The following is a 26,758-nucleotide window of genomic DNA, read 5'->3' as shown; positions in this document are numbered from 1 at the left end:
CACTGGCCGCTATCGGAGCGGCTGGTTTTCGCGCACCCCGCGATACATGCCCCACCTGACGACCCACGGCATCACCACCCGTTCGACCGACCATGACGGGAACCGGAGCGAATGGCCGGTGGCGAAGAAGACCTCCAGCCCGTTGGGCTGGGTACCCACCAACGAACCCCACCGCCGCCCCGGTGTCCGGAAGCTGCGCAGCTCGCGGCCCGCGAACTCGGCGCGAATGTTGCGGGCTACCAGCGCATCCCCCCGATTGCGGGCGGAACTGCGAAGCGGGTCGGTGGCCGCGGCGTCCCCGACCGCGTAAACATGCCGATGACCGGGCACCCGCAGCTGCGGTGTCACGCGAACGAACCCGCGTTCATCGAGGAGTTCCGGCGGCAGCCAATCGGTGTTGGGTCGCACCCGGCCTATCGCCCAGAGCACGGCGTCGGCGGAAGCCGGGGGTTGTCCGGTGCTCCAGTGGACCGGTTCGCCGGTGATCTCGTCACCCGAGAAGCCCTCGGCGACCCGCGCGCGGTGGCCCGGGTGCAGGCCCACGCCGAGTTCGATCAATCGGTCCCGGATGCGCTTCCACGTCGCCGGGTGATACTCGCCCAAAGCGCGCTCTCCCGGGAAGTACAGGTCGATCCGTTTGTCCGGCCAGGTGGTGGCCATGTTGACGGCGCTGCTGACCGCGGCCGCGCCTCCGCCCACGACGATCACCGCATCCGCGGCGGCCAGCCGATCATGGGCGGTGTGCAGGTCGGCGCCGATCTCGGTGGGCGACTGCAGGGTAGGCGTGCGCCAGAAGCCATTGCTGACGCCGGTCGAGATGACCAGCGCGTCGTACTCCTCGGCGATTGGTGCGCCGTCTTCGCGCCGGCCCACGACGGTGCGGGCCGCGAGGTCCAGCCCCGTTAGCGACGCCTGCACGGTCCGCACCCCGTCCAGACGGCGGAACTTGTCGAACGGGATCCAGTAGTCGCGGGCCCAGTCCTCCGGACGGGAGAGCCGGATGCCGAGTTCCTGGCCGCTCACCAGCGCGGGTTTGACGGAGATTCCGACGACGTCGGCGTGCCGGGCCAGGCGGATGGCGGTCAGGACACCGACGTCTCCCAGTCCGGCGACAACGACGCGCTTGCGGTTCATCGCGCGCGGCGCGCTATGGGTCTGCTTCTGCCGCTGCAGTTTTCGGCCGGCCAGCCGGGTACGACGGCATCCATGCGGGCCTCCTTCCGCCGTGGTGGGCAAACTGTAACACGTTCTACCGATGCGCCATTGGGCGTTGGTCCGCGCGGAAGCCGTGTCAGTAGCATTAGCCAGCGGCGCCTCCACCCGCCCAAACACGTCGGATAGCGCGCAACCGACGTACCGCCACGGACCCGAAAGGAACGGCTCACATGACGACACAGGCCGACGCCCATCGCCACAGCCCGCAACTGATTCCGCGCCGGCTCCTGCGAGGCGGACAGGTGCATCACCCGGCCGTCGTGGACGAGGCCAGGAGGCGGAGCGCGGATCTTCAGCTGCGCCTGGCCGACCGAATAACCGCGTTTGCCGGGTCGATGAACTTCGTCTGGATACATGCGGTCCTGTTCGGCGTATGGATGCTGCTCCTAGAACGCAATCCATGGCCCACCTTGACCCTGGTCGTGTCACTCGAAGCGATCTTCCTATCGACCTTTGTGATGATCGGTCAGAACCGTCAGTCGGCCTTCCAGCAGGCCCGCGCCGACCATGACTTCGAGACCCAGGAATTGGAGCTGAAGACGAACACCCAACTCACTCGTGAGATCCACGTCCTGACCGAGGAATTGCATAGACGCCTTATCCGGCCGGCGTCGGGGGTCGCGGGCTCCGCACCTCCCAATTAAGGGATATCGACTTCGACACGCGGCGAAAAGCGTTGGCAGAGCGGGTGGTCGCACGAATTACCGCTCTAATGTGGGGGAGCAGATGTTGGAATTACAGGCGACGGTGCGTCCGCATGTGGACGCCGCGCTGCGAGCCGCGGTGCGTGCAACGGCCCCTCGTCCAGCGGCGGCGAAACGGGCCGCCAAGGATTTGCAGCAAAACCTGTGGACGGCGGTTGGTGCCGAGATCCGCTGGGCGTTCACGCCGCCGCGCACCTGGCTGACAGGGGTGGTGGCCAACGTCGTCTTCGCCGCGGCGTGGTTGCTGGTGCAGCCCCTGACCCCGGGCCGCCACCACCACGACTGGGCCGTGCTGGTCGGTACGTACTTCTCGTCGTGGGTCCTCGCGGACGTCACGACCACCAACCTGCTCGGCGCCGACCACTACCGCGTCCGACAGGCTTTGTCCGACGGGGTGCCGTTCTGGCGCTTGCTCTTCATCAAGAACCTGGCGCTGCTCGCGATCGTCGGGCTGCCGACGTTGGTGACGGCGATGGCCCTCACGCTGTGGTTTCAGACGCCGGCGCGCCTGGCGGTGACGGCCCCCACCGTCGCGGTGCCCATCGTGTCCTGGCTGGGCATCGGTAACCTCATGTCGGTGCTGCACCCGGTGAGCGTCGAGCCGCTGATTCGGCGGTGGCGGCAGCGTGGCGATCGCCGCCGCACCGGCGGCTGGATCTTGGCGCTGACGCTGCCCTATGCGCTGTACTACGTCGCCGACCCGATGAACGGAGTAGAGCACCGCCTGCTGTGGACGCGGGTACCCGCATTGATCTGGCCGATGTTCGGGCGCGACACGAAGAGCTTGGTGCATCTGGCCATCGCAATAGGGGTGTGGATCGCGGGAACCGTCGCCGCGGTGGTGTGGGTGCGCAAGCGGGGGGTGCAGATCAGGTGAGCCTCAGCTGGAGGAGCCGGGCCCTGCCCGCTGTTATTCACCTGACGCGGGGGCGCACCTACCGCAGCGCGCAAAGCGCCCGCGATCACATCGATCAACGCGCGTTGCGCCCGCAGTCCTTCGGGCCACCGCCGGGGCTGCGTTCCGACGTGGTCCTGCACATGGAACAGCGATCGGGCTGGCCGATCTACACGCTGACCTCCAAGGCCTCCCACGCGCCGCAGCGCACGGTCGTCTACCTTCATGGTGGAGCCTGGGTCAACGAAATCACCTCGCAGCATTGGCAATTGGCCGCGCAAATCGTCGCCGACGCGCGGGTGCAAGTGGTCGTGCCGATTTATCCGTTGGTGCCGTTCACTACCGCGGCCGAGGTCGTGCCCACGATCGCCCAACTGGCGGCCGAGAAGGTGGCCCCCGATCACAGCGTGTGTCTGGCCGGGGATTCCGCCGGGGGACAGATGGCCTTGTCGGCGGCGCTGATGCTGCGCGACGAGCACCGCCTGGTCCTGCCCCAAACCGTGCTGATCTCGCCTGTTCTCGACGTGTCCCTGAGCAACCCGTTGATCGACGCGGTCCGCGATCCGTGGCTGACGCGGGTGGGCCTGCGGGAATTCGCGAGGCGCTGGTGTGGTGATCTGCCGATGACCGACCCGATGGTGAGCCCACTGAACGCCGATCTGTCCGGCCTGGGACCGCTGACGGTCTTCAGCGGCACCCGCGACATCCTCAACCCCGACGCGAGACTACTGGTCGAAAAGGCCGCGGCGGCCGGCATGGAGATCGACTACCACGAACAACCCGGCTTGGTGCATGTCTACCCGCTCACACCGACGCCGGAAGGCCGCGCCGCGCGGGCCATCATCGCCGAACGTCTGTGTGCGAACTGAGCAAAAATCTCGTCGCCCATACCAGACAAATCCGCGTCGCCGATGCGATGATTGCCGTCATCATTGATCGCTGGCGATCGATTGCCCGGTTGCGAAGACGGGATGATGACGCATGCCGGCTATGACGGCTGCGGTAATCGACTGGGCCGCAGCGCCATTCAGGCCGACGGCGGACGCTGCCCAGCTCGCCGGGTGGTATCCGGACCCGAGCGGTCAGCCCGGTCAAAGGTATTGGGATGGCCAGCAATGGCACGCGAACGCCCCCGGCGCGGCCTCGGGCGTCGCTCCGTACGGTAACGCGCCGTTTGGCGTCGACGCCTACGGGCGACCGCTATCGGACAAGAGCAGGCTCGTCGCCGGGCTGCTGCAAATCTTCTTGGCCAGTTTCGGCGTCGGCCGCTTTTACCTCGGCTACACCAACATCGGTCTCGCCCAAATCGCGGTGTCCTTTCTGACCTGCGGGATCGGTGTCATCTGGCCGCTGATCGACGGATTCATGATCATCGCCGGCAAGGTGCCCGACGCGGAGGGGCGCACGCTACGCGATCGACGCGCATGGCTCGCACCGGGTTTGAGGGGGAGTCGCGACTGAATTACCGCGCTATTCTCGCTTTCACGGGTGCAGTTCGGTCAACCGGGAGGATCTGCCCATGACGACACCCAACCAGCCCGGCTGGTACGACGATCCACAAGATTCCAACGCCCAGCGGTACTGGGATGGTCAAAGCTGGACTCCGCACCGACGGCGAAGACCGAATGTGCGGGCCGCGCGACCACCGGTCACGCCACCGCAGCAACCGCCTCCCCCGCCCTCTGCGGCGCCCACCCAGGCCACCGCTCTACCGCCTCCTTCATCCCCGCCTAATCGGCCGCCGCCCTCGGTGGCGCCTACCCGGGCCGTGCCTCCGCCGCCGCCTCCTTCGCGCCCGGCCGCGCGTCCGCCCCTGCGACCGCCTCCACCGCCCAATCTGCCGCCCCCGCCGGGCTATTCATCACCCGGAGCGCGTCAGCGGCCTGATCTCCCCCCGCAGCCGGGTTCCCAACAGCGGCCCCCGCCCGGTCCCCAAAATCCGGGCGCCGGCGCCCAAATGGCGTCTGACGGCCTCGCGACGGTTAAGGGCTTCGCCGGCAAGATGTCGGTCGCCGCCTGGGTTGTTCTCGGGGGACTCGTCGTCACCGTCATCGCGATCTTCCTCCCGTTTGCGACGGTCAGCATCAAGCTGTTCGGGAGAACTTTGGGTTCGCACGAGGTTTCCGCCGACGGTGCGGCAAAGCTCGTCGTCATCGTATTGGCCGCCGTGGCCGTGTTTTTGGCGTTTCCCGCCCTCTTCGGATCCCTGGTGCAGGTCGCCCGGCTCATCGGACTCAGCGTTGTGGCCGGCCTGCTTGGTGGCCTCACGTTCGTCTGGTTCCACACCGTGTCTACAAAAAACAACGAGGGCGAAGGCTTCGTGGACGTCACGCCGGCGTTCGGGCTGATGGTGTACGGGGCAGCCGTCGTTGTCACCGCCGTGGGTGTCGTGCTGCTTTGGATCGATCGATCAAAGATCAAACAGGAGTAGGAGGGGCCGCCGCAATTCGACTTCCCGGCCAGCGGTCCTGTTCGCGCAATCGGCTGACCGGTGTTGTTAACCTGGCGAAATGGAGGAGTCCAGCGACAAGTCGGTGAAGTCGGCGCTCGCCGCCACCAGTTGGGCTCTGCTGGGCATGTTGTCCTACGAAGAGGAAGTCTCCGGGTATGACCTCAAAAAATGGACCGACTGGAGCGTCGACCTGTACTACTGGAGCCCGTCATACAGCCAGATCTACAGCGAGCTGAAGAAGCTCGAGGGCCTGGGGCTGGTCACGTCGCGCGTCGAGCACGACGAGGGCACCCGCAGCCGACGGCTTTACAAGATCACCCCGGCCGGGATGGCGGCCGTCACCGAGTGGACCAACGAGGCGCCGGTGGATCCGCCGGTGCTCAAGCACAGCGTGCTGTTACGAGTGACGTTTGGCCACCTCAGTAATCCGGCCCGGCTGAAGGAACTGCTGCAGGAGCACGTGGCCTACGCGGAGGCCAGGCACCGGAAAGCCGTCGAGGACGCCGAGGGGGCCGAGGTCGAACCGGCCTGGGCCTATTCGGTAATCGCGTTGCGCTGGGCGGCCAAGTACTACGCCGCCGAGCGCGAGTTCGCCCTGGAACTCATGAAGGAAATCGACGAGGCCGACGCCATCTTGCAGAAATCCGCCAAGGGTGGGTTCGGCAAGCCGCGCCCCAAGCCGGGCTATTGGCGCGAGGTCGAAAAGCAAGTCCAGGCCAAGCGCGAAGCCGACTAACCGACGCCGGCCGCGTTGAGGGCCGCGATGTAGCCGTACACGAGTCCCTGCGCGATCGTCGCACCCGCCCCCGGGTACGTCGTGCCAAAGGCATTGGCTGCGGTATTGCCGATCGCGTACAACCCGGCGATCGCGCGGCCGTCTTCGCGGAGCACTCGCGAACGCTCATCCGCCTTCAACCCGCCGCAGGTGCCCAGATCGCTGAGGACCATTTTCACGGCATAGTACGGGCCTTTGACCAGCGGACGCAGATTGGGGTTCGGCTTTATCGTCGGGTCGCCGTAGTAGCGGTCGTAGGCGCTGCGACCCCGGCCGAAGTCGGGATCCTCACCCGCGGAGGAGTTTTGGTTGAAGCGGGTCATCGTGTTGAAGAACTCCGGCACCGGAACTTCCATCCGCGCACCCAGTCCGCCGAGGCTGTCGGCGCGGACGGCGATGCCGGCCTGATACCAACTCTGCGGGATTCGCATCCGCGGAAACAGTTCGGCGCCAAAGACATAGCTGTTGCGGTATTGCTGGTCGAAGACGATCCACATCGCTTCGACGGGGCTGCCCGACCGCTCCAACCCGAGCAACCGCTGGCCGAACGACATGTAGTCCGCCGACTCGTTGGCGAACCGGCGGCCGTGCTGGTTCACGATCAGGCAGCCGGGAAGCGACCGTTCGGCCAGCATCACCGCCGGCGCCTTGCCGGGCAGGGGCGCAATGGCGGGAAACCACCACGCCTGATCCATCAAATCGATGTCGGCGCCGAGTTCTTGCCCCGCGCGGATCCCGTCGCCGGTGTTGGATTCGGCGCCCAGGCTCAAGTTGTTGCCCAGCGACTCCGACTGAAATTTCCACCGCATGTCCATGCTGTGGTCGAACCCGCCGGTTGCCAGGACCACCCCGCGAGGGGCGGTGATTGTCACCTCGCGCCCGTTATGGTTCACGACCGCGCCGGTCACGCGATCACGGTCGGCTGGAGTATTCGAGAGGCGCAGCAGCGTGGTGTCGGTCCACACCGGGACGCCGGCGCGCAGCACACCCGCGAACAACCCGGCCATCAGGCCTTGGCCGCCGGCGGCGTAGCGCCGGCCGACCAGCCGCCCGCCCACGCCCTGCGCCAGCCGCTTTCCGAACGTGGGGATGCCTTTGCGCGGCACCCGCGCCACCAGGTTCATCCACCGGTAGTCGGCACCCGTCGTCGGTATCGAGAAGCCGGCCTCCAGCACGCCAGGCCGCAGCCGAGTGCGGTACTCGCCGAGAATCGAGGTGTCCAGCGGGCGACACTCGCAGGTGCGGCCCGCCGCGCTGCCACCCGGCGCTTCCGGGTGATAGTCGGAGTAGTCGCGGGCCCAGAAAAGCCGAAGCGGGGTCGTCCGCCTCAGCATTTCGACCAACGCGGACGCATGTTCGAGAAAGGCAACCGATCGCTGCGCGGGCGCCGACCCCGCTACCACCGAGTCCAGGTACGTGCCGGCGCGCTCCACCGTGTCGGCGGCGCCAGCCTCGCGCAACACGGGGGAGGCCGGGAGCCACAGCGCGCCACCGGACCGAGCGGTCGAGCCGCCCACGCACGACGACTTCTCGACGATCAGCACCGACAACCCGAGGTCATGGGCGGCCAGCGCCGCGGCCATGCCGGTACCCGAGCCGACCACCAGCAGATCCACGGTCGTGTCGGCGACCGCAAGGCCGGCAGGGATCGTCGCGTTGCGCGGGGCCACGTCCAGAACCGTATGCCGGTGCGGCGGGGAAATAGAAGTCTCGTCCTGATCAGTGGAACAGCTAACCCCCACGAGCCGGGCCGCAGGAGTTAAATCATCCCCATGACCGCACAGTCTGATATCGACGAAGTTCGGCTCATTGAAGCCCAGGCCGCGCCGGCGCGATTCGCGCGCGGGTGGCACTGCCTGGGCCTGATCAGAGATTTCGGTGACGGCAAGCCGCACGCGATCAACGCCTTCGGGCAGAAGCTGGTCGTGTTTCGCAGCGGGGACGCCAACATCAACGTCCTCGACGCCTACTGCCGGCACATGGGCGGTGACCTCTCGCAGGGCGAGGTCAAGGGCGACGAGATCGCGTGCCCGTTCCACGACTGGCGGTGGGGCGGCGACGGGCGATGCAAGAGGGTGCCCTACAGCAGGCGCACGCCCAAGCTGGCGCGCACGGCGGCCTGGAGCACTTTGCAGCAGGACGGCATGTTGTTCGTGTGGAACGACCCCGAGCGCAAACCGCCGCCACCGGAGGTCACGATCCCGCACATCGAGGGCGCCACGAGCGACGAGTGGACCGACTGGCACTGGTACACCACCGTCGTCAACAGCAACTGCCGCGAAATCATCGACAATGTCGTGGATATGGCGCACTTCTTCTACATCCACGGCTCGTTGCCCACGTATTTCAAGAACATCTTCGAAGGGCAGGTGGCGACGCAGTACATGAACGGCGGGAGCCGGCCCGACCTGGGCAGCCCCGAAGGGACCACGATGCTCGGCACCACGTCGGTGGCGTCCTACTATGGGCCGTCTTTCATGATCGACGACCTGACGTATCACTACACGAACGGCGACGCCAAGACAATCCTGATCAACTGCCACTATCCGATCGACTCGAATTCCTTTGTGCTGCAATACGGCATCATCGTGAAGAAATCGGACTCGTTGCCGGGTGACCAGGCTACGCAGACCGCGATCAGTCTTGGTGACTTCGTCAAGATCGGCTTCGAGCAGGACGTCGAGATCTGGCGGCACAAGGCCCGCATCGACAACCCACTACTCGTCGAGGAGGACGGCCCGGTCTACCAGCTGCGTCGCTGGTATCAGCAGTTCTACGTCGATGCCGCCGGCGTGCAGCCGGACATGGTGGACCGCTTCGAGTTTGAGCTCGACACCACCCGGCCTTATGAGGCGTGGATGAGAGAGGTCGAGGCGAACATGGCCGCCCAGGCAGCGGGGTCGGTGTGATGTCGGTCAGAGCCGACGACCGCCTGGACGAAATGCGCATGATGCCCGTGGCGTGCCGCAACTGCGGAGCACGGGTGCTGGCCCGCAAGAGCAGCTGGAACCAGACCAGCGTGCAGTGGAACGCCGACGCGACGGCTCGGTGTTCCGAGCGCGCGGAAGCGCAGCAGATATCCGCGCCCGGCAGCCGGGGCGTCTTCCTGGCGTGCTCGGCGTTGAGCGAGTCGATTCTGGACGCGGTGCGACACGGCGACCTGTCCATCGTCGACGAAACCGTCGGCGCGGCAACCTAATTGCGGCGATGCCGTCGGCGTCGATGTCGGCCAGCACGACCGTCATTCCCGATGCGGCGGCGTGGCGGGCCAGTCCCGCGCCGATGCCCGCGCCGGCGCCGTAATGACTGCGGCGCCGCCGCAGAACGGATTCACGCGTACTGCAGGGCGGGCCGTGACGCGGGACGCACCGGCCGCAAGGGACGCAGCGGTTGTAGGGTCGGCGCGACCCGTTGCGAGCCGTCTTCGGCGTTGCGCTAGATGCCCATCGCGGTCATCCGGACCGGGGCCGCCAGCCGTTGATCGAACATCATGCGATTCATCGGACCGCACAGCGACACCGCGGCCACGGCCTCACCGGGGCAGCCGATCGGGGCTGCGACGCAACCGAATCCGAGCAGCGACTCCTCACGCTCGAAGGCGACGCCATGGGCCCGCACCTTCGCCAATTCGACGGCGAGCTGCGCGCTGCTCGAGATCGAGTACTTCGTCTTACGAACCCGCAGGTCCAGCTCGGTGTCGTCGTCGCGGTAGGCCAGGATCGCCTTGCCGACGGCCGTGCAGTGGGCGGGTTGCCGAGCGCCGACCCGCGTAGGGATCCTCTGGTCACCGATCTTCTCGAGGTAGACGACGTCGGCGCCGTCCAGCACCGCAAGGTGGACGACAAGCCCTGTGGCACGGTGCAATTCGCCCAGCAGCGGCCCGGCCGCCCGCACCAGGCGGTCCTGGCGCACGGCAAGCGAGCCGAGCTCCACCAGGCGCATGCCCAGCTCGTAGTCCCGGCCGCTGCGGCGCAGCCAGCGCAGTTGCACCATGCGCTCGAGCATCCGGTGCGCCGACGAACGCGGTAACCGGGTCCGGCGGACGATTTGGGCCAGCGTCAGGCGTCCCGGCCCGTCGAATGCGTCGAGGATCAGGGAAATGCGGTCGATGACGGCCGTGGGGGTAGTCGATTCGACAGGCGCTGGCATCGCGTCCTCCGATTGTATCTGGCTGCCATATTCCTATTAGGAATAGCTGTAGCACATAGCCGGCGGCCTGGCCAGATGCCGAAGTCCGCGAGGCTTGCGTATGGCGAATTTCGCCACGATATTTCGCAGTGGCGTTTCGCCCGCAGGCGGGAGGTCCCCAGCTCGCGGCAAAAATAGCTGGTCAGCCCTTGGCGGCCGACCTTCCCGCGCGGCGGCCATAGAAGCTGCCGTCACCGAGGGAGATGCCGCTCGCGTAACCCCACGCGGCCAGCCCGGCGGTCGAACGGCCCGCGGCGAAGAGCCCCGGGATTGGCTCGCCGCTGACGTGCAGAACCTCGGCCTCCAGCGTGGTGGCCAGCCCGCCCAGCGTGAAGCCGCCGGTGTTCTCCCGCAGGTCGATGGCGCCGACCGGGGAACCGATCGGCTTCACCCACTCGGCCTTCTTGTGCAGCAGCGGGTCTTCCCCGCGTGCGGCGCCCTCGTTGTAGGCGGCCACGGTCGCCTGCAGCGAACCGGGCGCCAGGCGCATGTCGCGTTCCAGGTCGGCCACGGTGTCGGCCACCCACGTCGCCGGCCGCAGCATGAACTTCGGCGACCACGAGGCCATTGCCTCTTGCTGCGCATCGTCATCGATGATCAGGTACGCGATGTTGTCCTGCTGGTACAGCGTCAGCTGCCCGATCCGGCCCGGGTAGGTGTCCTCGGGGACGTAGCGCTGGCCGCGGCCGTTGACCAGGATGCCGCGCACCAGTTGCTGGGGATCGATGAAGATCGCGACTTCGGTGGCGTCCATGTGGGCCAGATCGGCGCCCAGCGCCTGCGCCATCCGGATCGCCTGACCGTCGTGTTGCTCGATCGAGGCGGCCGGGCGCCCGGCGATCCGCGGCGCGTAGCGCGCCACCATAGCGTCGTTGTAGGCGAAGCTCCCGGTCGCCAGCACAACCCCGGCGCGGGCCCGAACCGTCATATCCGTGCCGTACTGGCGGGCGCGGATGCCGACGACCCTGCCGTCGGATTCCACGATCAGGCTTTGCGCGCGCACGTCGTAGAGGGCCCGCGCGCCGGCCGCCGTGGCGGTCTCGACGAGCGGCTTCATCAGCATGTAGCCGGCGCTGGCTTCGCCCTGCTTCTTGTTCTGCATCTGCGGGACGTGCCCGCGCGGGGTGGGCGTGGCAATTGTGTTGAACGGGTACGCGTTTTCGCCGCCACTGTACATCAGGCCCTGGTCGCCCATCGGTTCCCAGCCGGGCTCGGAGAAGAATTCCGCTTTGAACGGCACCCCGCAACCGACGAGCCAGTCGAAGTGGGCGACGCTGCCCGCGCAGTAATCGGCGATGCGGTTCTCGTCGCCGCCGGGGCCCATCGCCACGTTGAGGAAAGCCGCCATGTTGTCGACGGAATCGGTGAAGCCACAGGCCTTTTGCAGCGCGGTGCCGCCGCCGAGGTAGATGAATCCGCCGGCCATTGCCGCCGCCCCGCCCCACGACCCGGTGCGTTCCAAAACCAACACGTCGGCACCGCACCGGGCCGCTTCGACCGCCGCGGCGGCGCCGGCGACCCCGTAGCCGGCGATGACGACGTCGGCCTCCTGGTCCCACGATGTGATCGAGGAGGCCGGAATGGGTGTGACGTCCTGGCCGGGTGCCTTGGACATCACAGCCGCATTGCCGCGGGCATCTCGCCGACCCACTGGTGACCCCAGTAGCTGTCCGCAGTGATTTCCTCTGCGGTGTAATAGGTTTCGTCGACGCGCATACCGTCGGTGCCGAACTCGATGTCCCAATCGCCGGGCGCCCGGACGTAGAAGGAGATCATCTTGTCGTTGGTGTGGCGGCCGAGCGTGGACGACAACTGGAAGCCCTCGGCATTGACCCGGTCCAGCGCTCGGCCCACCGCGTCGAGGGTGTCGACCTCCACCATGATGTGAACGACGCGCGGGTCTCGCAGATGCGCGGCCGGAACGATCGCCAGGCTGTGGTGCCGCTCGTTGATGCCGAGGAAGCGAACCCGCACCGGGCCGAACTCTTTCGGCAACGGCACCCGGAACGCGCCACGCGAACGGAAACCCAGTACCTCGGTGTAGAAGTCGAACAGCCCGTTGGGATCCATCGCGGGCACCACGACATGGCCGAGGCCCTGATCGCCGGTGACGAATTTCGCGCCGAACGGGGTGATCACCGGGCTGTGGTCAAGCACCGGACCGTGAAACACCTCAAGCGTGTGGCCCGCGGGATCCTCGCACGCGATCACCTCTTCGACGCGGCGCTCCTCGGCCTCATCGACCGACAGCTGCTTGAACGCGACACCGGCGCCGTCAAGGGTCGCCTTGACCCGTTGCAGCGCCGCATGATCGCGCACCTCCCAGCCGACGGTGAGCACCCGCTCGGTCTCGCCCGGAACGACGACGATCCGGGCCGCACGTTCGTCCATACGCAGGTACAGCGCCGACGGGTCGGACCCCTTCCCTTCCGCGAAGCCCAGGACGTCGAACGCGAAATGCCGCCAGCGGTCGACGTCGTTCGTCGAAATGGTGATGTAACCAAGGCTTTTCAGGTCGCTCACTGCCACTCCTAGATCAGGGCCCGCAGCGGGCCTTCCGGTGGGTCGATGCCCAGCGAACTCAGCGCCGACGCGTGATAGGTGGTGCCGGGGACGTGGATGGCGTGCAGATGGCCCACATGCACATCACGCCAATAGCGCTGCAGCGGCTTGTCCATCCGGGCCGCATTGCCGCCCGAGCGGGCGAAAATCTCGTCGACCGCCGACACCGCGCGCCATACCGCGCGAACCTGGGTCCGGCGACCGGCCGCGCGGTCGGCGAAGGACACCTCCTTGCCGGCCGCGACCATGTCGTAAACGCGGTCGGCGTTGGCCAGCAGTTCCTGGCGGGCGGCGTTGATGTCGGCGGCGGCCTCGCCGATCGCGTGCATGACGTAGGGGTCGTCCTTGATCGCGGTTCCGGTGGCGCCGACACGCTCCCGCTGATAATCCAGGTGCGCGGCCAGTGCACCCTCGGCGATGCCGATGGTCGCCGCGGAAATGCCCAGCGGGAACATTGTCGACCACGGCATCAAGTACAGCGGCTCGGTCATGCCCGCCTCGCGCTGGGCGGTGCCGTCCATCACCTTGGTCGCGTCCATGGTCCGGTAGGTCGGGACGAACGCGTCTTTGACGATGACGTCCTTGGAGCCGGTCCCGCGCAGCCCCACCACATTCCACGAGTCCTCGACGATCTCGTAGTCCTTGCGCGGCAGGATCATGTGCAGCATCTGCGGCGGCATCAACGGAATGCCTTTTTCGTCGCCGAGCATCGCGCCCAGGATGATCCAGTCGCAATGGTCGGTGCCCGAACTGAACTGCCAGCGGCCGTTGAAGATATAGCCGCCGGCCCCGCCGTTTACGGGCTTGGCCACGCCCTGCGGCGCGTAGGGGGAGGCCATCCACGTGTCGACGTCGTCGGCCCACACCTCGGCGGGTACTTTCGGATCGGCATAGGCCAGCTGGTAGGGATGCACGCCCACCACGCCGACGATCCACCCGGCGGCCGGATCCAGTGCCGCGGTGGCCATCACGGTCTCGGCGAACTCGCGGGGGTGGACCTCGAAACCCTGGTAGCTCTTCGGCTGCAGCAGCCGGATCAGTCCGGCCCCTTTCATCAGCTTGACGGTGTCGTCGGTGAGTCGGCCGATCCTCTCGGCTTCGGCGGCCTGGTCACGCAACTGGTCGGCCATCGCAACTACCCCGTCGAGTACCCGCTCGCTCATGTTGTCGTCCTTACGTATGGGGGCTTAGTAATGGTCTACCGCAGTTCGTGCCCGACCCGAAGGCTTTCCCGATGAGCGGACACAAAGGCGGCTCAGATGAGGAGGACAACCGATGACGGACATCGAGGACTTGGCGGTCCGGCTGCGCCGGTTCGAGGACGACCGCGACATCAGGCAGTTGATCGCGTCGTACGGTCCGGCCGTCGACGCCGGGGACCCGGATGCCGCCGCGCGGCTGTGGGCGACGGACGGCGTCTACGACGTGGACGGCTGGCGCATGGAGAGCCGGGCAGACGTCCACGCCATGATCAGCTCGGAGGCCCACCAGAAGCTGGTGGCCACGGGCTGCTGTCACTTCCTCGGACCCTGCGTCGTCACGCTCGCCGGCGACGAGGCGGTGGCGGTCTGCGAATCCCTGGTGCTGATCCGCGACGGCTCCGATAAAGGGGGCTATCGGGTCTGGCGGGCAACCGCGCACCATTTCGTGCTGAGGAGGATAGACGACCGCTGGCAGATCGCCACCCGCACCAGCCGGGTGCTCGACGGCAATCCCGATGCGCATGCGCTGTTGACGAGGGGCCTCGCGGGTTCCGCCTAGCCCTGATGGCGGCGACCCGCCTCGCCCGGCTCCGCCGCGCTCGCGATCGCCGCCTAGCGGGACAGAAAGGCCAGCACTGTACTTTCGAACGCCTCCTTGGCCTCGATCATGGACCAGTGCCCGGAGTTGGGGAATATGTGCAGTTCCGCGTTGGGGATGGTGCGCATCGGGATGAGCGCCATATCGGGCGGGCTCACCCGGTCGTCCCGGCCCCAGGTCAGCAGGGTCGGCGCCGCCAGCTTGTGCATGGCCGCCCACGGCATCGGCCTGTCGGAGGACGCCATGGCGGCGTTCATTGCGGCGAACGCCGCCTTGCCGTACATCCGGCGGGCCGCGGCCAGGGTCGCGGGATCGGTCGCGAGCTGCCAGCGTTCCTCGATCAGTTCGTCGGTGACCAGGGACTGGTCGTACACCATCGATTTCAGCCAGTCGACGAGCCGTTGACGGGTGGGGTCCTCGACGAACTCTTGCAGCAGCCGGATGCCCTCGCTGGGGCTGGGACTGAAGATGTTGGTGCCGATGCCGCCGATGGTCACCAGCCGCTCGATGCGGTCCGGATTCTGGATGGCGAAGTTGATGCCGACGCCGCCGCCCATCGAGTTGCCGACGATGTGCGTCTTCTCGACGCCGAGCGCGTCCAGGAGAGGCGAAACGGTGCCGAATGCCGTGACCATCGGGTGGCCGCCGAAGTCGTCGCTGACTCCGAAACCGGGGAATTCCAGTATCAGGCAGCGGTAGTGCTCGGCAAATGTCGGCAATACCCCGCGGAAGTTACGCCAGCCGGTGACCCCCGGACCCGAACCGTGCAGGAACAGCAGCACCGGCCCGGAGTCCGGGCCGCAGTCGTAGTAGCGCAAAGCGCCCTTGGGAGTTCCGATTTCGCGCAAGTCTTGCTCGACGGTCGTTTCAGATGTGTTGGCCACGCATGTCACCATGCCATGCCGTCGCGGCGAGCGGGAGCGATGTTCCTCCGACTGGTCCTCTAAAGTCTGGGGGCATGTCAGACGGGCCGACGGGCGGGCGCTTGCTGATCACCGGGGTCGACGCGTCCGGGCGATCGTGCGCAGTGCGCGACGAACCCGTCGCGCTGCAAGGGGACGCCGGTCTTGGCGGCCTGCTCTATTCGGTGCTGTACGCGGCGCCGTCCCTGCCGTCCATTTCGACCGGCGGCGGCCGGGCGGCGGACCTGCTCGACCTGGTCGTCCCGCCCGGCGCGATCCGCTGGACGGTGATCGAGTACGCGCCGGGTGCGGAATTCTCCATGCACCACACGGACACCGTCGATTTCGACGTCGTGCTTTCGGGCTCGGTGGATCTGGTCCTGGACGACGGCGCGCACCCCCTCGCCGTCGGCGACAGCGCGGTGATCACGGGCGTCGACCACGCCTGGCGCGCGGGACCGGAGGGGTGCCGGCTCAGCGTCGCGACGATTGGGGCCTCGGCGCCAAACCACTGAGGCACAACAACTGTCGCTAGCTCTGGGAGGGCTCGCCGCAATCCATCAATTCCTTGAGCGCCGCAGGAAACGCGGCGGCGAGCTCCCACAGGTCCGGAACGAGGTCGGGGCAGGAAATGATGCCGACCCCGAGTCGGCCGTTGAGCGACATGACGGTCATGTTGAGCGCGGCGCCCGCGATGATCGGACCGAGCGGATACATGGCGTCGATCCGGCAACCCAGGAAGTAGAGCTGTTCCTGCGGGCCGGGCACGTTGGACATCACCAGGTTGTGCGGCGGCTTCTCGGGCAGGGGTATGAGCGGCAGCAGCTTCATCGCGGCGCCGAACATGGTCTGCCCGGCCACTTGCGTCCAGTCCTGCAGCAGGGTCGGACCCATCGCTGAGGCGTGGTCCTTGGCCGAGGCGTTGCCGTCGGCGATGCTGCACAGTCGGCGGGCCGGGTCGTCGATTTGAGTTTCGAGCCGGCACAGCATCCACGTGGTTTGGTTTCGGCCCGGCCGATCGGACCGGCCCCGCACCGAAACCGGCACGCTGGCCACCATCGGGCTGTCCGGCAGTTCCTGCCGGTCCACCAAGAATTGCCGCAGCGCGCCCGCGCATAGTGCCGCCACCACGTCGTTGATAGTCACACCGAACCTGTTCTTGACCGCTTTGACGTCCTCGAGGTCCACGGTGGTCAGGGCGACGTTGCGCCGCCGGGTGAACGGACCGTTGAACGCCGTCGGCGGCGCCGCGAACGGGGCGGCCATGGTGTGCCCACCGCCCCGGGCGCGCAGGATGGTTTGCGCGAGCGTCAGCGCGGTTGCCGGCACCACTTTGGCCAGCCGCCAGGGCCGTAACGCGGCCCCGATCAGGCCCGACGCGGCGATCTGAAGCGGATTCGCACCGCCAGTGCGGTCAGCCGGTTTGGGCGGCGGGGCGTCGGCCGCGGTGCTGCACAGCCGGCCCAGTAGGCGGGCGCCGCCGACCCCGTCGACGAACGCGTGGTGGGCCTTGAGGACGACGGAGAGCGCGTCGTCGCCGTGCAGGCCTTCGATGACCCACATTTCCCACAGCGGACGATCGCGATCGAGTGCCAGGCCGGCGACGTGACCGCAGATCTCCGCTAACTCCTTTGGTCCGCCGGGCGACGGGAGGGCGACGTGGTGGAGATGACGGTCAAGGTCGAAGCGATCGTCATCGACCCAGACCGGATGGTCGAAGTTCAGTTGGCTGTCGGCCAGCTTGAGACGGAATTCGGGCACTGCGTCCACCCGCACCGACAGCGCCTCACGGAACCGGTCGAACGTGTAGCCACCCGGCTTCGTTTCCGGGTCCACCTCCAAGACACAGCAAATGTTCAACGGCTGCGTCGGTGATTCCAGGTACAAAAAGAACGCGTCTAACCCACTGAGTCGCTGCATCCCGCCCATCTCGTTTCGGCGGCCGTGACCCCTGGTCACATGACCGGCGGTCAACTCCAGGCCCTACAGGCGCACGGCGTCAGAAGAGGACCGCAATCTCTTTATATGATCCCTATCTGTAGCCAGTGAGAGGGTAGCGGCAAACATTTCGGCGGTACATTTAACGAAATCGCCACCAATATTCATCTTCGTGGACCGGCCGCTCGGGGTTTTCCCGCCGAACGTGTAACCGCGGCGACGACACGCCAGTGGCGGTCGCAGTGACTACACGTTCGGTGTCGGCCGGCGGGCCATGGCCGAGTCGGGGGCCGCCCAGTCGGTCGATACCTTGCGATGCTTGATCAGCCAGCGGTCACCGTCGGGAACCAGGATGTCGCGATAGCGGCCGAAATGGTCGAGCCCGATATGGGTGACGACGGTGAAGTACGACGAGACGTGCGCCGCGTCGCGGGTGAGCGCGCTGAACAGCACGCTGGCGACGTTGTGTCGGACCACGGGCTTGACGTCAACATTGCGGGCCACGTCGCCCGTGACACCGCCGAGGAACGCCGCGATCTCCGACCGCCCGCACAGCGGCTCCACACCACGGATCTCGAGCACGCCGTCCGTGCAGAACGTCTCCGCGAGGCCGTCGAGCCGGCCGGCGTCGCCCGACCAGTTGTACCGCGCGAGCGTGTCGCGGATCTGCTCACGGGCGACCAGTTCCCAGGTCTCCACCGTCGTGAGCCTAATCCGCGAAAGTGCAACTGCCGACCACCCCTCTCGGGAAACGTGTCGGCAGTTGCACTTTCGCGAAGGCTTACCTGACGAGGTAGGGCCGGAAGCCGTGTCGGGCCGCCGGCGTGACTCCGTTCAGGTCGAAGACGGCGATCAGGGCACGCAAGAGGGCCGGGGACCAGTCGTCGAACGGTTGCGCGTCTAGTCGGTCGAGCAATTCGCGCCGGAGGTGCTCGATGCCCGCCGGTTGCTGATGGTCGGTCATATCGTGAACGACGCTAAGAGCGGCGCCCGGCGGTTGTACAGCCAACTGGCCATATTCAAATTTCATTGAGACCGAACGAACGGGAATGAATCGTCGCGCGCGACGGTATAAGCACGCATGAAACTCAACGACGCCGCGCGCGACCTCATCGGCAAGGGTGCCGACGGCACCTTGGTCACCCTCAATCCGGACGGCAGCCCCCAAGTGAGTTTGGTCTGGGTTGCGCTGCAATCGACACCCGACGGAGACGAACTCGTCACCGCGCACCTCGCCGAACACAAGAAGGTGCGCAATATCCGCAACGATCCCCGCGTCGCCGTCACGATCGTGTCGCTCAGCGGGGCCGGCGCGGGGATGCGGCCCTACCTCTCCGTCACCGGAACCGCGCGAATCGTCGAGGGCGGGGCGCCCGAGCTCCTGAAGGAGCTCAACCCGATCCTGGGTGACCCGAACATGAAGTTCCCGCCGGAGGGCGCGCCGCCCGGGTTCCTCACCCGCATCCGCATCGACAAGGTCGGCGGCATCGGCCCCTGGGCATCCTGACCACACATATTTGCCACTTCCGCTACCGGCAGTAGCGGAATACAGTGGGTGGGTGGCGACCGGCGATGACGGCAGGCATCTGCGCACCTGCCCACTGTGTGAAGCCATGTGCGGCTTGGAAATTCAGGTGGACAACGGCAAAGTCGCCAGCATCCGCGGCAATCGCGACGACGTCTGGAGCCGCGGACACCTCTGCCCGAAGGGCGTGTCTTTAGCCGGCGTGCACGACGACCCGGACCGCATTCGCCGCCCGCTGATCAAGGTCGACGGAAACTGGCAGGAAGTGAGCTGGGACGCGGCGTTTCGTCGCTGCACCGAATTGCTGACGCCGGTGATCCGCACGTACGGGATCGGGGCGGTCACCGCCTACACCGGTAACCCGCTGGCGCACTCCTTCTCGCTGGCCCGCTACACCGGGGTGCTCCTGGGCATGTCGGGGATGCCGATCACCTATTCGCCGGGAACGGTCGACCAATGGCCCAAGAACCTGTCGTCGCACCTGATGTACGGCGGCTGGTGGACCTTCCCGGTGCCCGACATCGAGCGCACCGACCTGCTGGTGATCATGGGCGCCAACCCCGCCGCGTCGCAGGGCTCGCTGCTGGCCGCGCCCGACGTCATGGGATTGATCGACGCGATTCGCAAGCGCGGCAAGGTGATCGTGATCGACCCGGTGCGCACCCTCACCGCCGCCCACGCCGACGAGTGGCTTCCGATCGTGCCCGGCACCGACGCGGCGCTCCTGCTGGCCGTGGCGCACACGCTCCTCGATGAGGACCTCGTCAATCCCGGCCCACACGTCGACGGTCTCGACACGATGCGCCGGGTCGCCGCGGACTGGCCGCCGAGCCGGGTGAGCGCGGCCACCGGTATCGACGAAGACCGCATCCGCCGGCTGGCCCGCGAACTCGCCGGCACCGAGCGATCGGTGGTCTACGGCCGAATTGGGTTGTGCAATCAGGAGTTTGGGAGTCTGGCCAGCTGGCTGGTCGACGTGACCAACATATTGACCGGCCATTTCGACGCCCCGGGCGGCGCGATGTTCCCGAAGCCCGCGGCCTGGTCGATCACCACGCAGCCGCTGCCGGGTTTGGAGGACGGCGCACCCGAATTCGGCCGCTGGCGCACCCGGGTTCGCGGCGCCAAGGAGGTGCTGGGCCAGGCGCCGGTCTCGTGCATGGCCGAAGAGATCGCCACACCCGGCGACGGGCAGCTCAAGGCGCTGATCACGGTCGCCGGCAACCCGGTGTTGTCCACGCCCGGCGGCGACAAGCTCGACGAGGTGCTGCCGATGCTGGAAGCGATGATCTCCGTTGACCTTTGGCTCAACGAGACAACGCGTCACGCGGATGTGATCCTGCCCGGGCTGTCCCCGCTCGAGCAGCCGCACCACGACGACCTCATCCTGCAGTTTGCGATCCACAGCATCGCCAATTACTCGGCTCCGGTATTCGACCCGGGCGACCGCCCGCACGAGTGGGAGATCTTGATCCGGCTGACCGGACTGTGCGCCGGCACACCGGCCGAGGACGTCGACGTCGCCGCGATCGACGACGGGTTCTTCGATTACCTGGCCTTCACGCGGGGAGTCGACGGCGCGGAGATCCGCAAGTTCTACGACGATGCCGGCGTGAAGGGCGGGCCCGAGCGGATATTGGACCTCACGCTGCGTACCGGCCCCTTCGGGGACCGATATGGCGAAAATCCCGGCGGGGTCACGTTGGACATGCTCAAGGCCAATCCGAACGGAATCGACTTCGGGCCGATGGTGCCGCAACTGCCCGACGTGCTCGGCACAGCTGACAAGAAAATCCGCCTCGCGCCCCAATATCTGCTCGATGACTTGCCGCGACTGGCGGCGCGCATGGAGCGGCCGGCCGAGCCGCTAGTCCTGGTGAGCCGCAGACACCTCCGATCGAACAACACCTGGATGCACAACGTGCCGGCGCTGATGAAGGGCAAGGACCGGTGCACGTTGCTGATGCACCCGGACGATGCGGCCCGGTGCGGCATCGGCGACAGCGACGTCGTCACGGTCAAGTCGGCGGCCGGCGAGATCAAAGTGCCCGTCGAGGTCACCGATGCGATCAAGCCCGGCGTGGTGTCGATGCCGCACGGCTGGGGGCATGGCAAGCCGGGCACCCGCATGTCGGTGGCCAACGGTTCACCGGGAGCCAATACCAACGTGCTATCCCCGCCGACGTTCATCGACGAGCCGTCGGGCAACGGCGCCCTCAACGGCATCCCGGTGACGATCATGGATGAGCAAGCCCGATTTCGGCCCGCGCGAACCGAGTGAGCTCTAGCCACGATCCAGCTTGCCGATAACACGGACCCGCCGCAGTGCGGGATGGCGGCGAACAGGCAGATCATAATTGTTGAAACGTTTTTCGCCGGCGTCGCGACGTTCGCGATGCCGGCGCTGTTCCACACTGCGCAACCCGACGGCACGAAAACCGTTGGCGCTACGCTTACATTGCTCGCGCCGAGGAACACGATCAGGCCCGCCGGGACGCCGGTGCGGTGATGAACCGACTGATCGATGCACTCGCCGTCGAAGTGTCTGGAAGCTGAAAGCCGCCTCGCGGCAACGGCTCCGGGGCGTATCTGGATGCTGGTGCCCCGGCCGCCCAGGGAGATAGCCGGGCGCGATCAGGGTGCGACCGGACGATTCGTCCACTCCCGGTCGGGCCGGCGCGACGAGCGGAACCATCCGCCCGCCGCGCCGGTGCCGCCATCGGTGGGGATGGTGTGGCCGGTGACAAACGCCGACAAGTCCGAGGCGAGGAAGAGGATCACGCGGGCCTGGTCCTCGGGCAGCCCCATCCGTCCGAGCGGAACCCATTGCGGCCATTGCGTCCGCTCCTCGGCGGACAGCCATTGCGAGTAGGGCACCTGCAGCGACTCGGTGACGTCGGGGCCGATCGCGTTGACGCGCACCCCGTCGCGACCCACCTGCACGGCGAGGCTGCGGGTGAAGTGGATGACGGCCGCCTTGAATGCGGCGTAGACCGGATCCTCCGGATAGCCGCGCAGCCCCTCGACCGACGAGACGTTGACGATCGCGCCGGCCCGCTGGTCGATCATCGCGGGCAGGAAGGCGTGCGTGACGAGGAAAACATGGTGCAGGTTGATGCGGTAGAGGTCGTCCCACAGTTGGGGGTCGGTGTCGACGAAGTTGCCCGGATGGCGAAGCCAGTGGCCGACGTTGTTCACCAGCACGTCCACTCGGCCATAGCGGTCCAGCACCGATCGCGCTAAGCCGCTGACCTGTTCCCCGTCGCGGACATCGGCCACGACCGCCAGACTCGAGCCGCCCGACGCCGTGATCTCGTCGGCGACCCCCTGAGCCAGCTCGTTGTCGATATCGGCGATGACCACCCGGGCGCCGTGCGTAGCGAACAGTCGCGCGGTTGCCGCACCGATACCGCCGCCGCCGCCGGTCACCACCGCGACCCGCTCGGTCAGCAGCGCAGCGGCGTCTGTTGCCTCTCCCATGGTCATATCTTGAGGCACTCCGACAGCGTGGGCGGTACCCACGATCCCGGCGCATCAAACAGTGACGAAGCCGACATTTGCCCGGGATTCACCGACCGTTTTCCGCGCTTTCACGGGGGTACGCGTTACCTCGACGAAAGTTGAACACAATGCCGACGAAGCCAGATCAACGCCGTCTGTTGCCAAGCCAGGCAATGAACCGGCGAATTCACCATCGCCAGAGTGTGCGGTCGGTCGCGGTGTCGCTTGCCAGCCGGATAATCGTGAAGAACGCGGTGCGTGCGTGGGCCATTCAGCCGAATTTGCATTGGCCCTTGGAACGTGTGGACGGCTTGGTGGGTTTGCTGCCGCATTTCACGTCCTCGGCAAGCATCGAACCGATACGGCTTGACGCCTGTGACGCCGAATGGGTTCGCGCACCGGGCGTCTCCTCCGATCGCGCGATTCTTTACCTGCACGGTGGCGCGTTCCTTACCTGTGGCCTCAACACGCACCGGTCCTTGGTGACCCGTCTGTCGAAGGCGGCGGATGCCGGTGTGCTGACCGTCGGATACCGAAAGCTGCCGTCGCATCAGATAGCCGACGCGATCGAAGACGGAATGTGCGGGCTTCGCTGGCTGCAGGACCGTGGCTACGACGGGGACCAGCTGGTCGTGGCCGGCGACTCGGCCGGCGGATATCTCGCGTTCATGACCACCCTGGCCGCCATCCGGACCGGGCTCCTCAGGCCGGCCGGCGTTGCGGTGATCTCGCCGTTCACGGACGCGGATCCGACCCGAAAGTTGCGGCACCGCAACGCTCGCAGGTGCTCGATGTTCACCCGTGGGGCGTTGTCGATGTTCGCCACGTATCTCGGCGAGGTGCGGATTCCGAAGGGCACGGGAACGTCTGCGCGCCGCGTCGAGTCGCCGGTGGACGCGGACCTCTCCTCGTTACCGCCGGTCGCCATTCACGCGAGCTCCGACGAGTTGTTGCTGCCCGATGCCGAGCTCATGGCGGAACGGTTGCAATTCAGCGGAGTTCGCTGCGACCTTCACCTATGGGACGGCCAAATTCACGACTTCCCGCTGGCGGCCGACATATTGCCGGAAGGAAGGCGGGCCATTCGATATCTCGGGGATTTCATCCGGGAGGTCACCGGGGCGGCGAGCAGTGTGCCTCACAGCCGCAAACTCAGCACCGGGCACCGTAGCGCGCGCGTCGCCGCGGCAGCGGGTTAGTCGGTATTTGGAAACCGACGCCACCGACTTGTTCGCATTAAACCACCGAACCATGTGGCGGCCGCATATCGGGCCGTCATTCGTGTTACTCAAATTCCTCGAGTTCGGGGTCGATGAGGACCGTTTCGTGCTGTTCCTGCCAGTCGGAAGGGGGCGCCTCTAGCGGCACGCCCGTGTCCTGCTCGTCGTCGGACGGCAGGTCGGCGGTCGGTCGCTGTTGCTCGACGGCGTCGGCGACGGGCACGTCGTCGGGGAACGGGCCGTCGCTGTCATCCATGCACGGCGGGTTACCCGGGGCTCCGTCACCAAAACGTCGTCCGCGTTCGTGGGTCGAGGTCGTGAACGGCGTTGACTCCTTGGCCTGCAATTGGGCCCGCGGCCGATACAGTTGGTCATCGTGAGCCCACCAGCCCCGCCAGTGCTGACCGTGCGGTACGAGGGATCGGAGCGCACCTTCGCAGCAGGCACCGACGTCGTAATCGGGCGTGATCTCCGCGCGGACGTTCGCGTCGCACACCCGCTGACCTCCCGCACGCACCTCATCGTGCGCTTCGACCAGGGCCGATGGGTCGCCATCGACAACGGCAGCCTCAATGGGCTCTACGTCCAGAACCGTCGCGTGCCGGTCGTCGACATCCAGGATGGCCTGCGGGTCAACATCGGCAACCCGGACGGTCCCGCGCTGACCTTCGAAGTCGGTCGCCACCAGGGTTCGGCCGGGCGGCCGCCCCTGACGACGTCGATACCGATCTACAATCCCGCCGGCGAGCCGAGCGCCCCCGCGTCCCAGAGCCAGCCGCAGCAGGTCGGCACGCACTGGCCCGGCCAGCCGCAGCAGTCGCCGTCGGCCCCGGTCCGCCAGCCCGCGCAGCCGCCGAGCGGGCCGAGGCCGCGACAGCCGATCGGCGGACATCCGACGGGAGTGCCCAGCGAACCGCAGCAGCCGCCGAAGATTTACCGGGCACAACCCATGCAGGTGCCCCCGGCGCGGCCCGAGACCGGCCGCTTCGCGGAGCACGCGGCCGCCGAGATGGGCCACGGCGGCGATGCCGCGAACATCGCCACGTCGATGATGAAGATCCTGCGGCCGGGTCGAACGGCGATGGTGGCGTCGCCGGGCGCGGTCAAGATCGGCCGGGCCAACGACAACGACATCGTCATTCCCGAGGTGCTGGCATCACGCCACCACGCCACCTTGGTTCCCACGCCGCAGGGCACCGAGATCCGTGACAACCGCAGCATCAACGGCACTTTCGTCAACGGCGTGCGGGTCGACTCGGCCGTGCTGCGCGACGGCGACGTCGTCACGATCGGCAACATCGACCTCGTCTTCGCCGGCGGCACGCTGGCCCGCCGCGACGAGTCCGCGACCGCGACGCGCAGCGGCGGCCTCGACGTGCGCGGGGTGACGTGGACGATCGATAACAACAAGGTCCTGCTCGACGACATCTCGCTGGGCGCACGGCCCGGAACGCTGACCGCCGTCATCGGCCCGTCCGGAGCGGGAAAGTCGACCTTCGCCCGGTTGGTGGCCGGCTACACGCACCCGACCAAGGGCACGGTGTCGTTCGAGGGCCACAACGTTCACGCCGAATACGCCTCGCTGCGCAGCAGGATCGGGATGGTCCCGCAGGACGACGTGGTGCACGGGCAGCTGACGGTGCAGCAGGCGTTGATGTATGCGGCCGAGCTGCGGCTGCCACCGGACACCACCAAGGACGACCGCGCGCAGGTGGTGGCCCGGGTGCTCGAGGAACTCGAGATGACCCAGCACCTGCACACACGGGTCGACAAGCTCTCGGGCGGTCAGCGCAAGCGTGCGTCGGTGGCCCTGGAGCTGCTGACCGGGCCGTCGCTGCTGATCCTCGACGAGCCGACGTCCGGCCTGGACCCGGCGCTGGACCGCCAGGTCATGACCATGCTGCGGCAGCTCGCCGACGCCGGTCGCGTGGTGCTCGTGGTCACCCACTCCCTGACCTACCTGGACGTCTGCGATCAGGTCCTGCTGCTGGCGCCCGGCGGCAAGACCGCATTCTGCGGGCCGCCCAACCAGATCGGGCCGGCGATGGGCACGACGAACTGGGCCGACATCTTCAGCACGGTCGCGGGCGACCCGGACGGCGCCAAGGCGCGATACCTGGCGCGGACGGGCCCACCCCCGCCACCACCTCCGGCGGAGCAACCCGCCGAGATCGGCGATCCGTCGCACACGAGCCTGTTCCGGCAGTTCTCCACGATCGCGCGGCGGCAGGTGCGGTTGATCGTGTCCGACCGCGGCTACTTCATCTTCCTGGCGCTGCTGCCGTTCATCATGGGCTCGCTGTCGATGTCGGTGCCCGGAGATGTCGGCTTCGGCAGACCGAACCCGATGGGCTCCGCGCCCACCGAGCCCGGGCAGATTCTGGTGCTGCTCAACGTCGGTGCGGTCTTCATGGGAACGGCGCTGACGATCCGCGACCTGATCGGCGAGCGCGCCATCTTCCTGCGCGAGCAGGCGGTCGGGTTGTCCACGTCCGCGTACCTGCTCGCGAAGGTGTTCGTCTACACGGTGTTCGCGGTCATTCAGTCCGCGATCGTCACCGTCATCGCTATCGTCGGCAAGGGCGGCCCGACGCAGGGTGCCGTGGCGTTGGGCATTCCCAATCTGGAGCTGTTCGTCGACGTCGCCATGACCACCGTCGCCTCGGCGATGCTCGGGCTGGCGTTGTCGTCCATCGCCAAGTCCAACGAACAGATCATGCCCCTGCTCGTCGTGGCGGTCATGTCGCAGTTGGTGTTCTCCGGCGGCATGATTCCCGTCACCGGGCGCGTCGGGCTGGACCAGATGTCTTGGGCCACGCCGGCGAGATGGGGCTTCGCGTCGTCAGCCTCCACCGTCGACCTGCTCAGCTTGGAGGGCAAAGTCCCGTCGGTGCCAAAGGACTGGCACTGGCATCACACGGCCGGCGCATGGTGGTTCGACATGGGCATGCTGATACTGCTCAGCGCTGTCTATCTCGGCTTCGTGCGATGGAAGATTCGGCTCAGGGGCGGCTGATCGCTCGCGGCTTTTGGTGTGCGCTGACGGCTCTGGGCGTGCGGTCAGGGCGGCGAAATCGCGAA

The 26,758-nt window shown here is 67.1% G+C and carries 25 protein-coding genes and 3 pseudogenes; 15 read left to right on the top strand and 13 right to left on the bottom strand.

Annotated features, from left to right (window positions below):
* Window positions 1–9 precede the first annotated feature (9 nt).
* Window positions 10–1,134, bottom strand: a complete 1,125-nt coding sequence (locus tag JWP83_RS18740) for an FAD-dependent oxidoreductase (RefSeq protein WP_297732835.1) — start codon at window positions 1,132–1,134, stop codon at window positions 10–12.
* Between the two features lie 251 nt (window positions 1,135–1,385).
* Between JWP83_RS18740 and JWP83_RS18735 the strand changes: the two genes are divergently transcribed.
* The 7 genes and pseudogenes from JWP83_RS18735 to JWP83_RS18710 all read left to right on the top strand — a co-directional run bounded on the left by JWP83_RS18735 (window position 1,386) and on the right by JWP83_RS18710 (window position 6,002).
* Complete coding sequence (locus JWP83_RS18735; RefSeq protein ID WP_297732832.1) at window positions 1,386–1,859, top strand: DUF1003 domain-containing protein; 474 nt, start codon at window positions 1,386–1,388, stop codon at window positions 1,857–1,859.
* An 82-nt stretch (window positions 1,860–1,941) separates the two neighbouring features.
* Entirely contained in the window at window positions 1,942–2,796 is an 855-nt protein-coding gene (locus JWP83_RS18730; protein ID WP_297732830.1) for a hypothetical protein, read from the top strand.
* Window positions 2,793–3,683 (top strand): alpha/beta hydrolase fold domain-containing protein, encoded by an 891-nt coding sequence (locus JWP83_RS18725; protein WP_297732827.1) that lies wholly within the window; start codon window positions 2,793–2,795, stop codon window positions 3,681–3,683. Before JWP83_RS18730 ends, JWP83_RS18725 begins: the two co-directional genes overlap by 4 nt.
* A 121-nt stretch (window positions 3,684–3,804) precedes the next feature.
* Window positions 3,805–4,275, top strand: coding sequence for an NINE protein (locus tag JWP83_RS18720; RefSeq protein ID WP_297732824.1), 471 nt, complete (start codon window positions 3,805–3,807; stop codon window positions 4,273–4,275).
* A gap of 58 nt (window positions 4,276–4,333) precedes the next feature.
* Window positions 4,334–4,435 (top strand): annotated as a pseudogene (locus JWP83_RS31300) (DUF2510 domain-containing protein); the annotation flags it as partial.
* Window positions 4,436–4,771: 336 nt separating this feature from the next.
* Window positions 4,772–5,245: a hypothetical protein gene (locus tag JWP83_RS18715; RefSeq protein WP_297732821.1), complete on the top strand. Its 474-nt coding sequence runs from the start codon at window positions 4,772–4,774 to the stop codon at window positions 5,243–5,245.
* A 79-nt stretch (window positions 5,246–5,324) separates the two neighbouring features.
* On the top strand, window positions 5,325–6,002 hold the full coding sequence (locus JWP83_RS18710; RefSeq protein ID WP_297732818.1) for a PadR family transcriptional regulator: 678 nt from the start codon (window positions 5,325–5,327) through the stop codon (window positions 6,000–6,002).
* Here JWP83_RS18710 and JWP83_RS18705 read toward each other — a convergent pair.
* On the bottom strand, window positions 5,999–7,711 hold the full coding sequence (locus JWP83_RS18705) for a 3-ketosteroid-delta-1-dehydrogenase (RefSeq protein ID WP_297732815.1): 1,713 nt from the start codon (window positions 7,709–7,711) through the stop codon (window positions 5,999–6,001). The genes JWP83_RS18710 and JWP83_RS18705 overlap by 4 nt on opposite strands.
* 102 nt (window positions 7,712–7,813) lie before the next feature.
* Here JWP83_RS18705 and JWP83_RS18700 point away from each other — a divergent pair, with 102 nt between their 5' ends.
* Both JWP83_RS18700 and JWP83_RS18695 read left to right on the top strand, forming a co-directional pair.
* Entirely contained in the window at window positions 7,814–8,950 is a 1,137-nt protein-coding gene (locus JWP83_RS18700; protein ID WP_297732812.1) for a Rieske 2Fe-2S domain-containing protein, read from the top strand.
* Window positions 8,950–9,240 carry a ferredoxin gene (locus JWP83_RS18695; RefSeq protein ID WP_297732810.1) on the top strand — a complete coding sequence of 97 codons (291 nt, stop codon included), beginning with the start codon at window positions 8,950–8,952 and terminating at the stop codon, window positions 9,238–9,240. Before JWP83_RS18700 ends, JWP83_RS18695 begins: the two co-directional genes overlap by 1 nt.
* On the opposite strand, the pseudogene JWP83_RS31295 reads toward JWP83_RS18695, so the two are convergent.
* From JWP83_RS31295 to JWP83_RS18675, 5 genes and pseudogenes are all read right to left on the bottom strand, one after another.
* Window positions 9,236–9,375 (bottom strand): annotated as a pseudogene (locus JWP83_RS31295) (oxidoreductase); the annotation flags it as partial. The gene JWP83_RS18695 and the pseudogene JWP83_RS31295 overlap by 5 nt on opposite strands.
* Window positions 9,372–10,190, bottom strand: a pseudogene (locus tag JWP83_RS18690) (IclR family transcriptional regulator). The pseudogenes JWP83_RS18690 and JWP83_RS31295, both read right to left, overlap by 4 nt.
* A 181-nt stretch (window positions 10,191–10,371) precedes the next feature.
* Window positions 10,372–11,844: an FAD-dependent oxidoreductase gene (locus JWP83_RS18685; RefSeq protein ID WP_297732808.1), complete on the bottom strand. Its 1,473-nt coding sequence runs from the start codon at window positions 11,842–11,844 to the stop codon at window positions 10,372–10,374.
* Window positions 11,844–12,752, bottom strand: coding sequence for a biphenyl-2,3-diol 1,2-dioxygenase (gene bphC, locus JWP83_RS18680; RefSeq protein ID WP_297732806.1), 909 nt, complete (start codon window positions 12,750–12,752; stop codon window positions 11,844–11,846). Before bphC ends, JWP83_RS18685 begins: the two co-directional genes overlap by 1 nt.
* A gap of 8 nt (window positions 12,753–12,760) precedes the next feature.
* On the bottom strand, window positions 12,761–13,954 hold the full coding sequence (locus JWP83_RS18675) for an acyl-CoA dehydrogenase family protein (protein WP_297732804.1): 1,194 nt from the start codon (window positions 13,952–13,954) through the stop codon (window positions 12,761–12,763).
* A 112-nt stretch (window positions 13,955–14,066) separates the two neighbouring features.
* Here JWP83_RS18675 and JWP83_RS18670 point away from each other — a divergent pair, with 112 nt between their 5' ends.
* Window positions 14,067–14,552 carry a nuclear transport factor 2 family protein gene (locus tag JWP83_RS18670; protein WP_297732802.1) on the top strand — a complete coding sequence of 162 codons (486 nt, stop codon included), beginning with the start codon at window positions 14,067–14,069 and terminating at the stop codon, window positions 14,550–14,552.
* 53 nt (window positions 14,553–14,605) lie between these two features.
* Here JWP83_RS18670 and JWP83_RS18665 read toward each other — a convergent pair whose 3' ends face one another.
* Entirely contained in the window at window positions 14,606–15,475 is an 870-nt protein-coding gene (locus JWP83_RS18665) for an alpha/beta fold hydrolase (RefSeq protein WP_297732800.1), read from the bottom strand.
* A 74-nt stretch (window positions 15,476–15,549) separates the two neighbouring features.
* On the opposite strand from JWP83_RS18665, the gene JWP83_RS18660 reads away from it, so the two are divergent.
* On the top strand, window positions 15,550–16,008 hold the full coding sequence (locus JWP83_RS18660; RefSeq protein WP_297732798.1) for a cupin domain-containing protein: 459 nt from the start codon (window positions 15,550–15,552) through the stop codon (window positions 16,006–16,008).
* Between the two features lie 16 nt (window positions 16,009–16,024).
* On the opposite strand, the gene JWP83_RS18655 is transcribed toward JWP83_RS18660, so the two are convergent.
* The 3 genes from JWP83_RS18655 to JWP83_RS18645 all read right to left on the bottom strand — a co-directional run bounded on the left by JWP83_RS18655 (window position 16,025) and on the right by JWP83_RS18645 (window position 18,395).
* A complete protein-coding gene (locus JWP83_RS18655) occupies window positions 16,025–17,413 on the bottom strand; it encodes a wax ester/triacylglycerol synthase family O-acyltransferase (RefSeq protein WP_297732796.1) in 1,389 nt (462 codons plus the stop codon).
* 264 nt (window positions 17,414–17,677) lie between these two features.
* Window positions 17,678–18,130 carry a nuclear transport factor 2 family protein gene (locus JWP83_RS18650; RefSeq protein ID WP_297732794.1) on the bottom strand — a complete coding sequence of 151 codons (453 nt, stop codon included), beginning with the start codon at window positions 18,128–18,130 and terminating at the stop codon, window positions 17,678–17,680.
* 82 nt (window positions 18,131–18,212) lie between these two features.
* Window positions 18,213–18,395 carry a hypothetical protein gene (locus tag JWP83_RS18645; RefSeq protein WP_297732792.1) on the bottom strand — a complete coding sequence of 61 codons (183 nt, stop codon included), beginning with the start codon at window positions 18,393–18,395 and terminating at the stop codon, window positions 18,213–18,215.
* Window positions 18,396–18,512: 117 nt separating this feature from the next.
* Between JWP83_RS18645 and JWP83_RS18640 the strand changes: the two genes are divergently transcribed.
* The gene (locus JWP83_RS18640; RefSeq protein ID WP_297732790.1) at window positions 18,513–18,938 is read left to right on the top strand and encodes a PPOX class F420-dependent oxidoreductase; all 426 of its coding nucleotides are present in this window, start codon (window positions 18,513–18,515) and stop codon (window positions 18,936–18,938) included.
* 52 nt (window positions 18,939–18,990) lie between these two features.
* Complete coding sequence (locus JWP83_RS18635; protein WP_297732788.1) at window positions 18,991–21,237, top strand: molybdopterin-dependent oxidoreductase; 2,247 nt, start codon at window positions 18,991–18,993, stop codon at window positions 21,235–21,237.
* Between the two features lie 353 nt (window positions 21,238–21,590).
* On the opposite strand, the gene JWP83_RS18630 is transcribed toward JWP83_RS18635, so the two are convergent.
* A complete protein-coding gene (locus JWP83_RS18630) occupies window positions 21,591–22,436 on the bottom strand; it encodes an SDR family NAD(P)-dependent oxidoreductase (protein ID WP_297732786.1) in 846 nt (281 codons plus the stop codon).
* Window positions 22,437–22,630: 194 nt separating this feature from the next.
* Between JWP83_RS18630 and JWP83_RS18625 the strand changes: the two genes are divergently transcribed.
* Window positions 22,631–23,656, top strand: coding sequence for an alpha/beta hydrolase (locus JWP83_RS18625; RefSeq protein WP_297732784.1), 1,026 nt, complete (start codon window positions 22,631–22,633; stop codon window positions 23,654–23,656).
* Window positions 23,657–23,741: 85 nt separating this feature from the next.
* On the opposite strand, the gene JWP83_RS18620 is transcribed toward JWP83_RS18625, so the two are convergent.
* Window positions 23,742–23,933, bottom strand: coding sequence for a hypothetical protein (locus JWP83_RS18620; protein WP_297732782.1), 192 nt, complete (start codon window positions 23,931–23,933; stop codon window positions 23,742–23,744).
* Between the two features lie 111 nt (window positions 23,934–24,044).
* Between JWP83_RS18620 and JWP83_RS18615 the strand changes: the two genes are divergently transcribed.
* Complete coding sequence (locus JWP83_RS18615; protein ID WP_297732779.1) at window positions 24,045–26,693, top strand: FHA domain-containing protein; 2,649 nt, start codon at window positions 24,045–24,047, stop codon at window positions 26,691–26,693.
* Window positions 26,694–26,758: the final 65 nt, after the last annotated feature.

Origin of the sequence: Mycobacterium sp. (genome assembly GCF_025965855.1) — a bacterium.
In the GTDB taxonomy this organism is placed as follows: domain Bacteria; phylum Actinomycetota; class Actinomycetes; order Mycobacteriales; family Mycobacteriaceae; genus Mycobacterium.
Note: the sequence above shows the minus strand (reverse complement) of the source record. Positions and strands in the feature narration are given on the sequence as shown.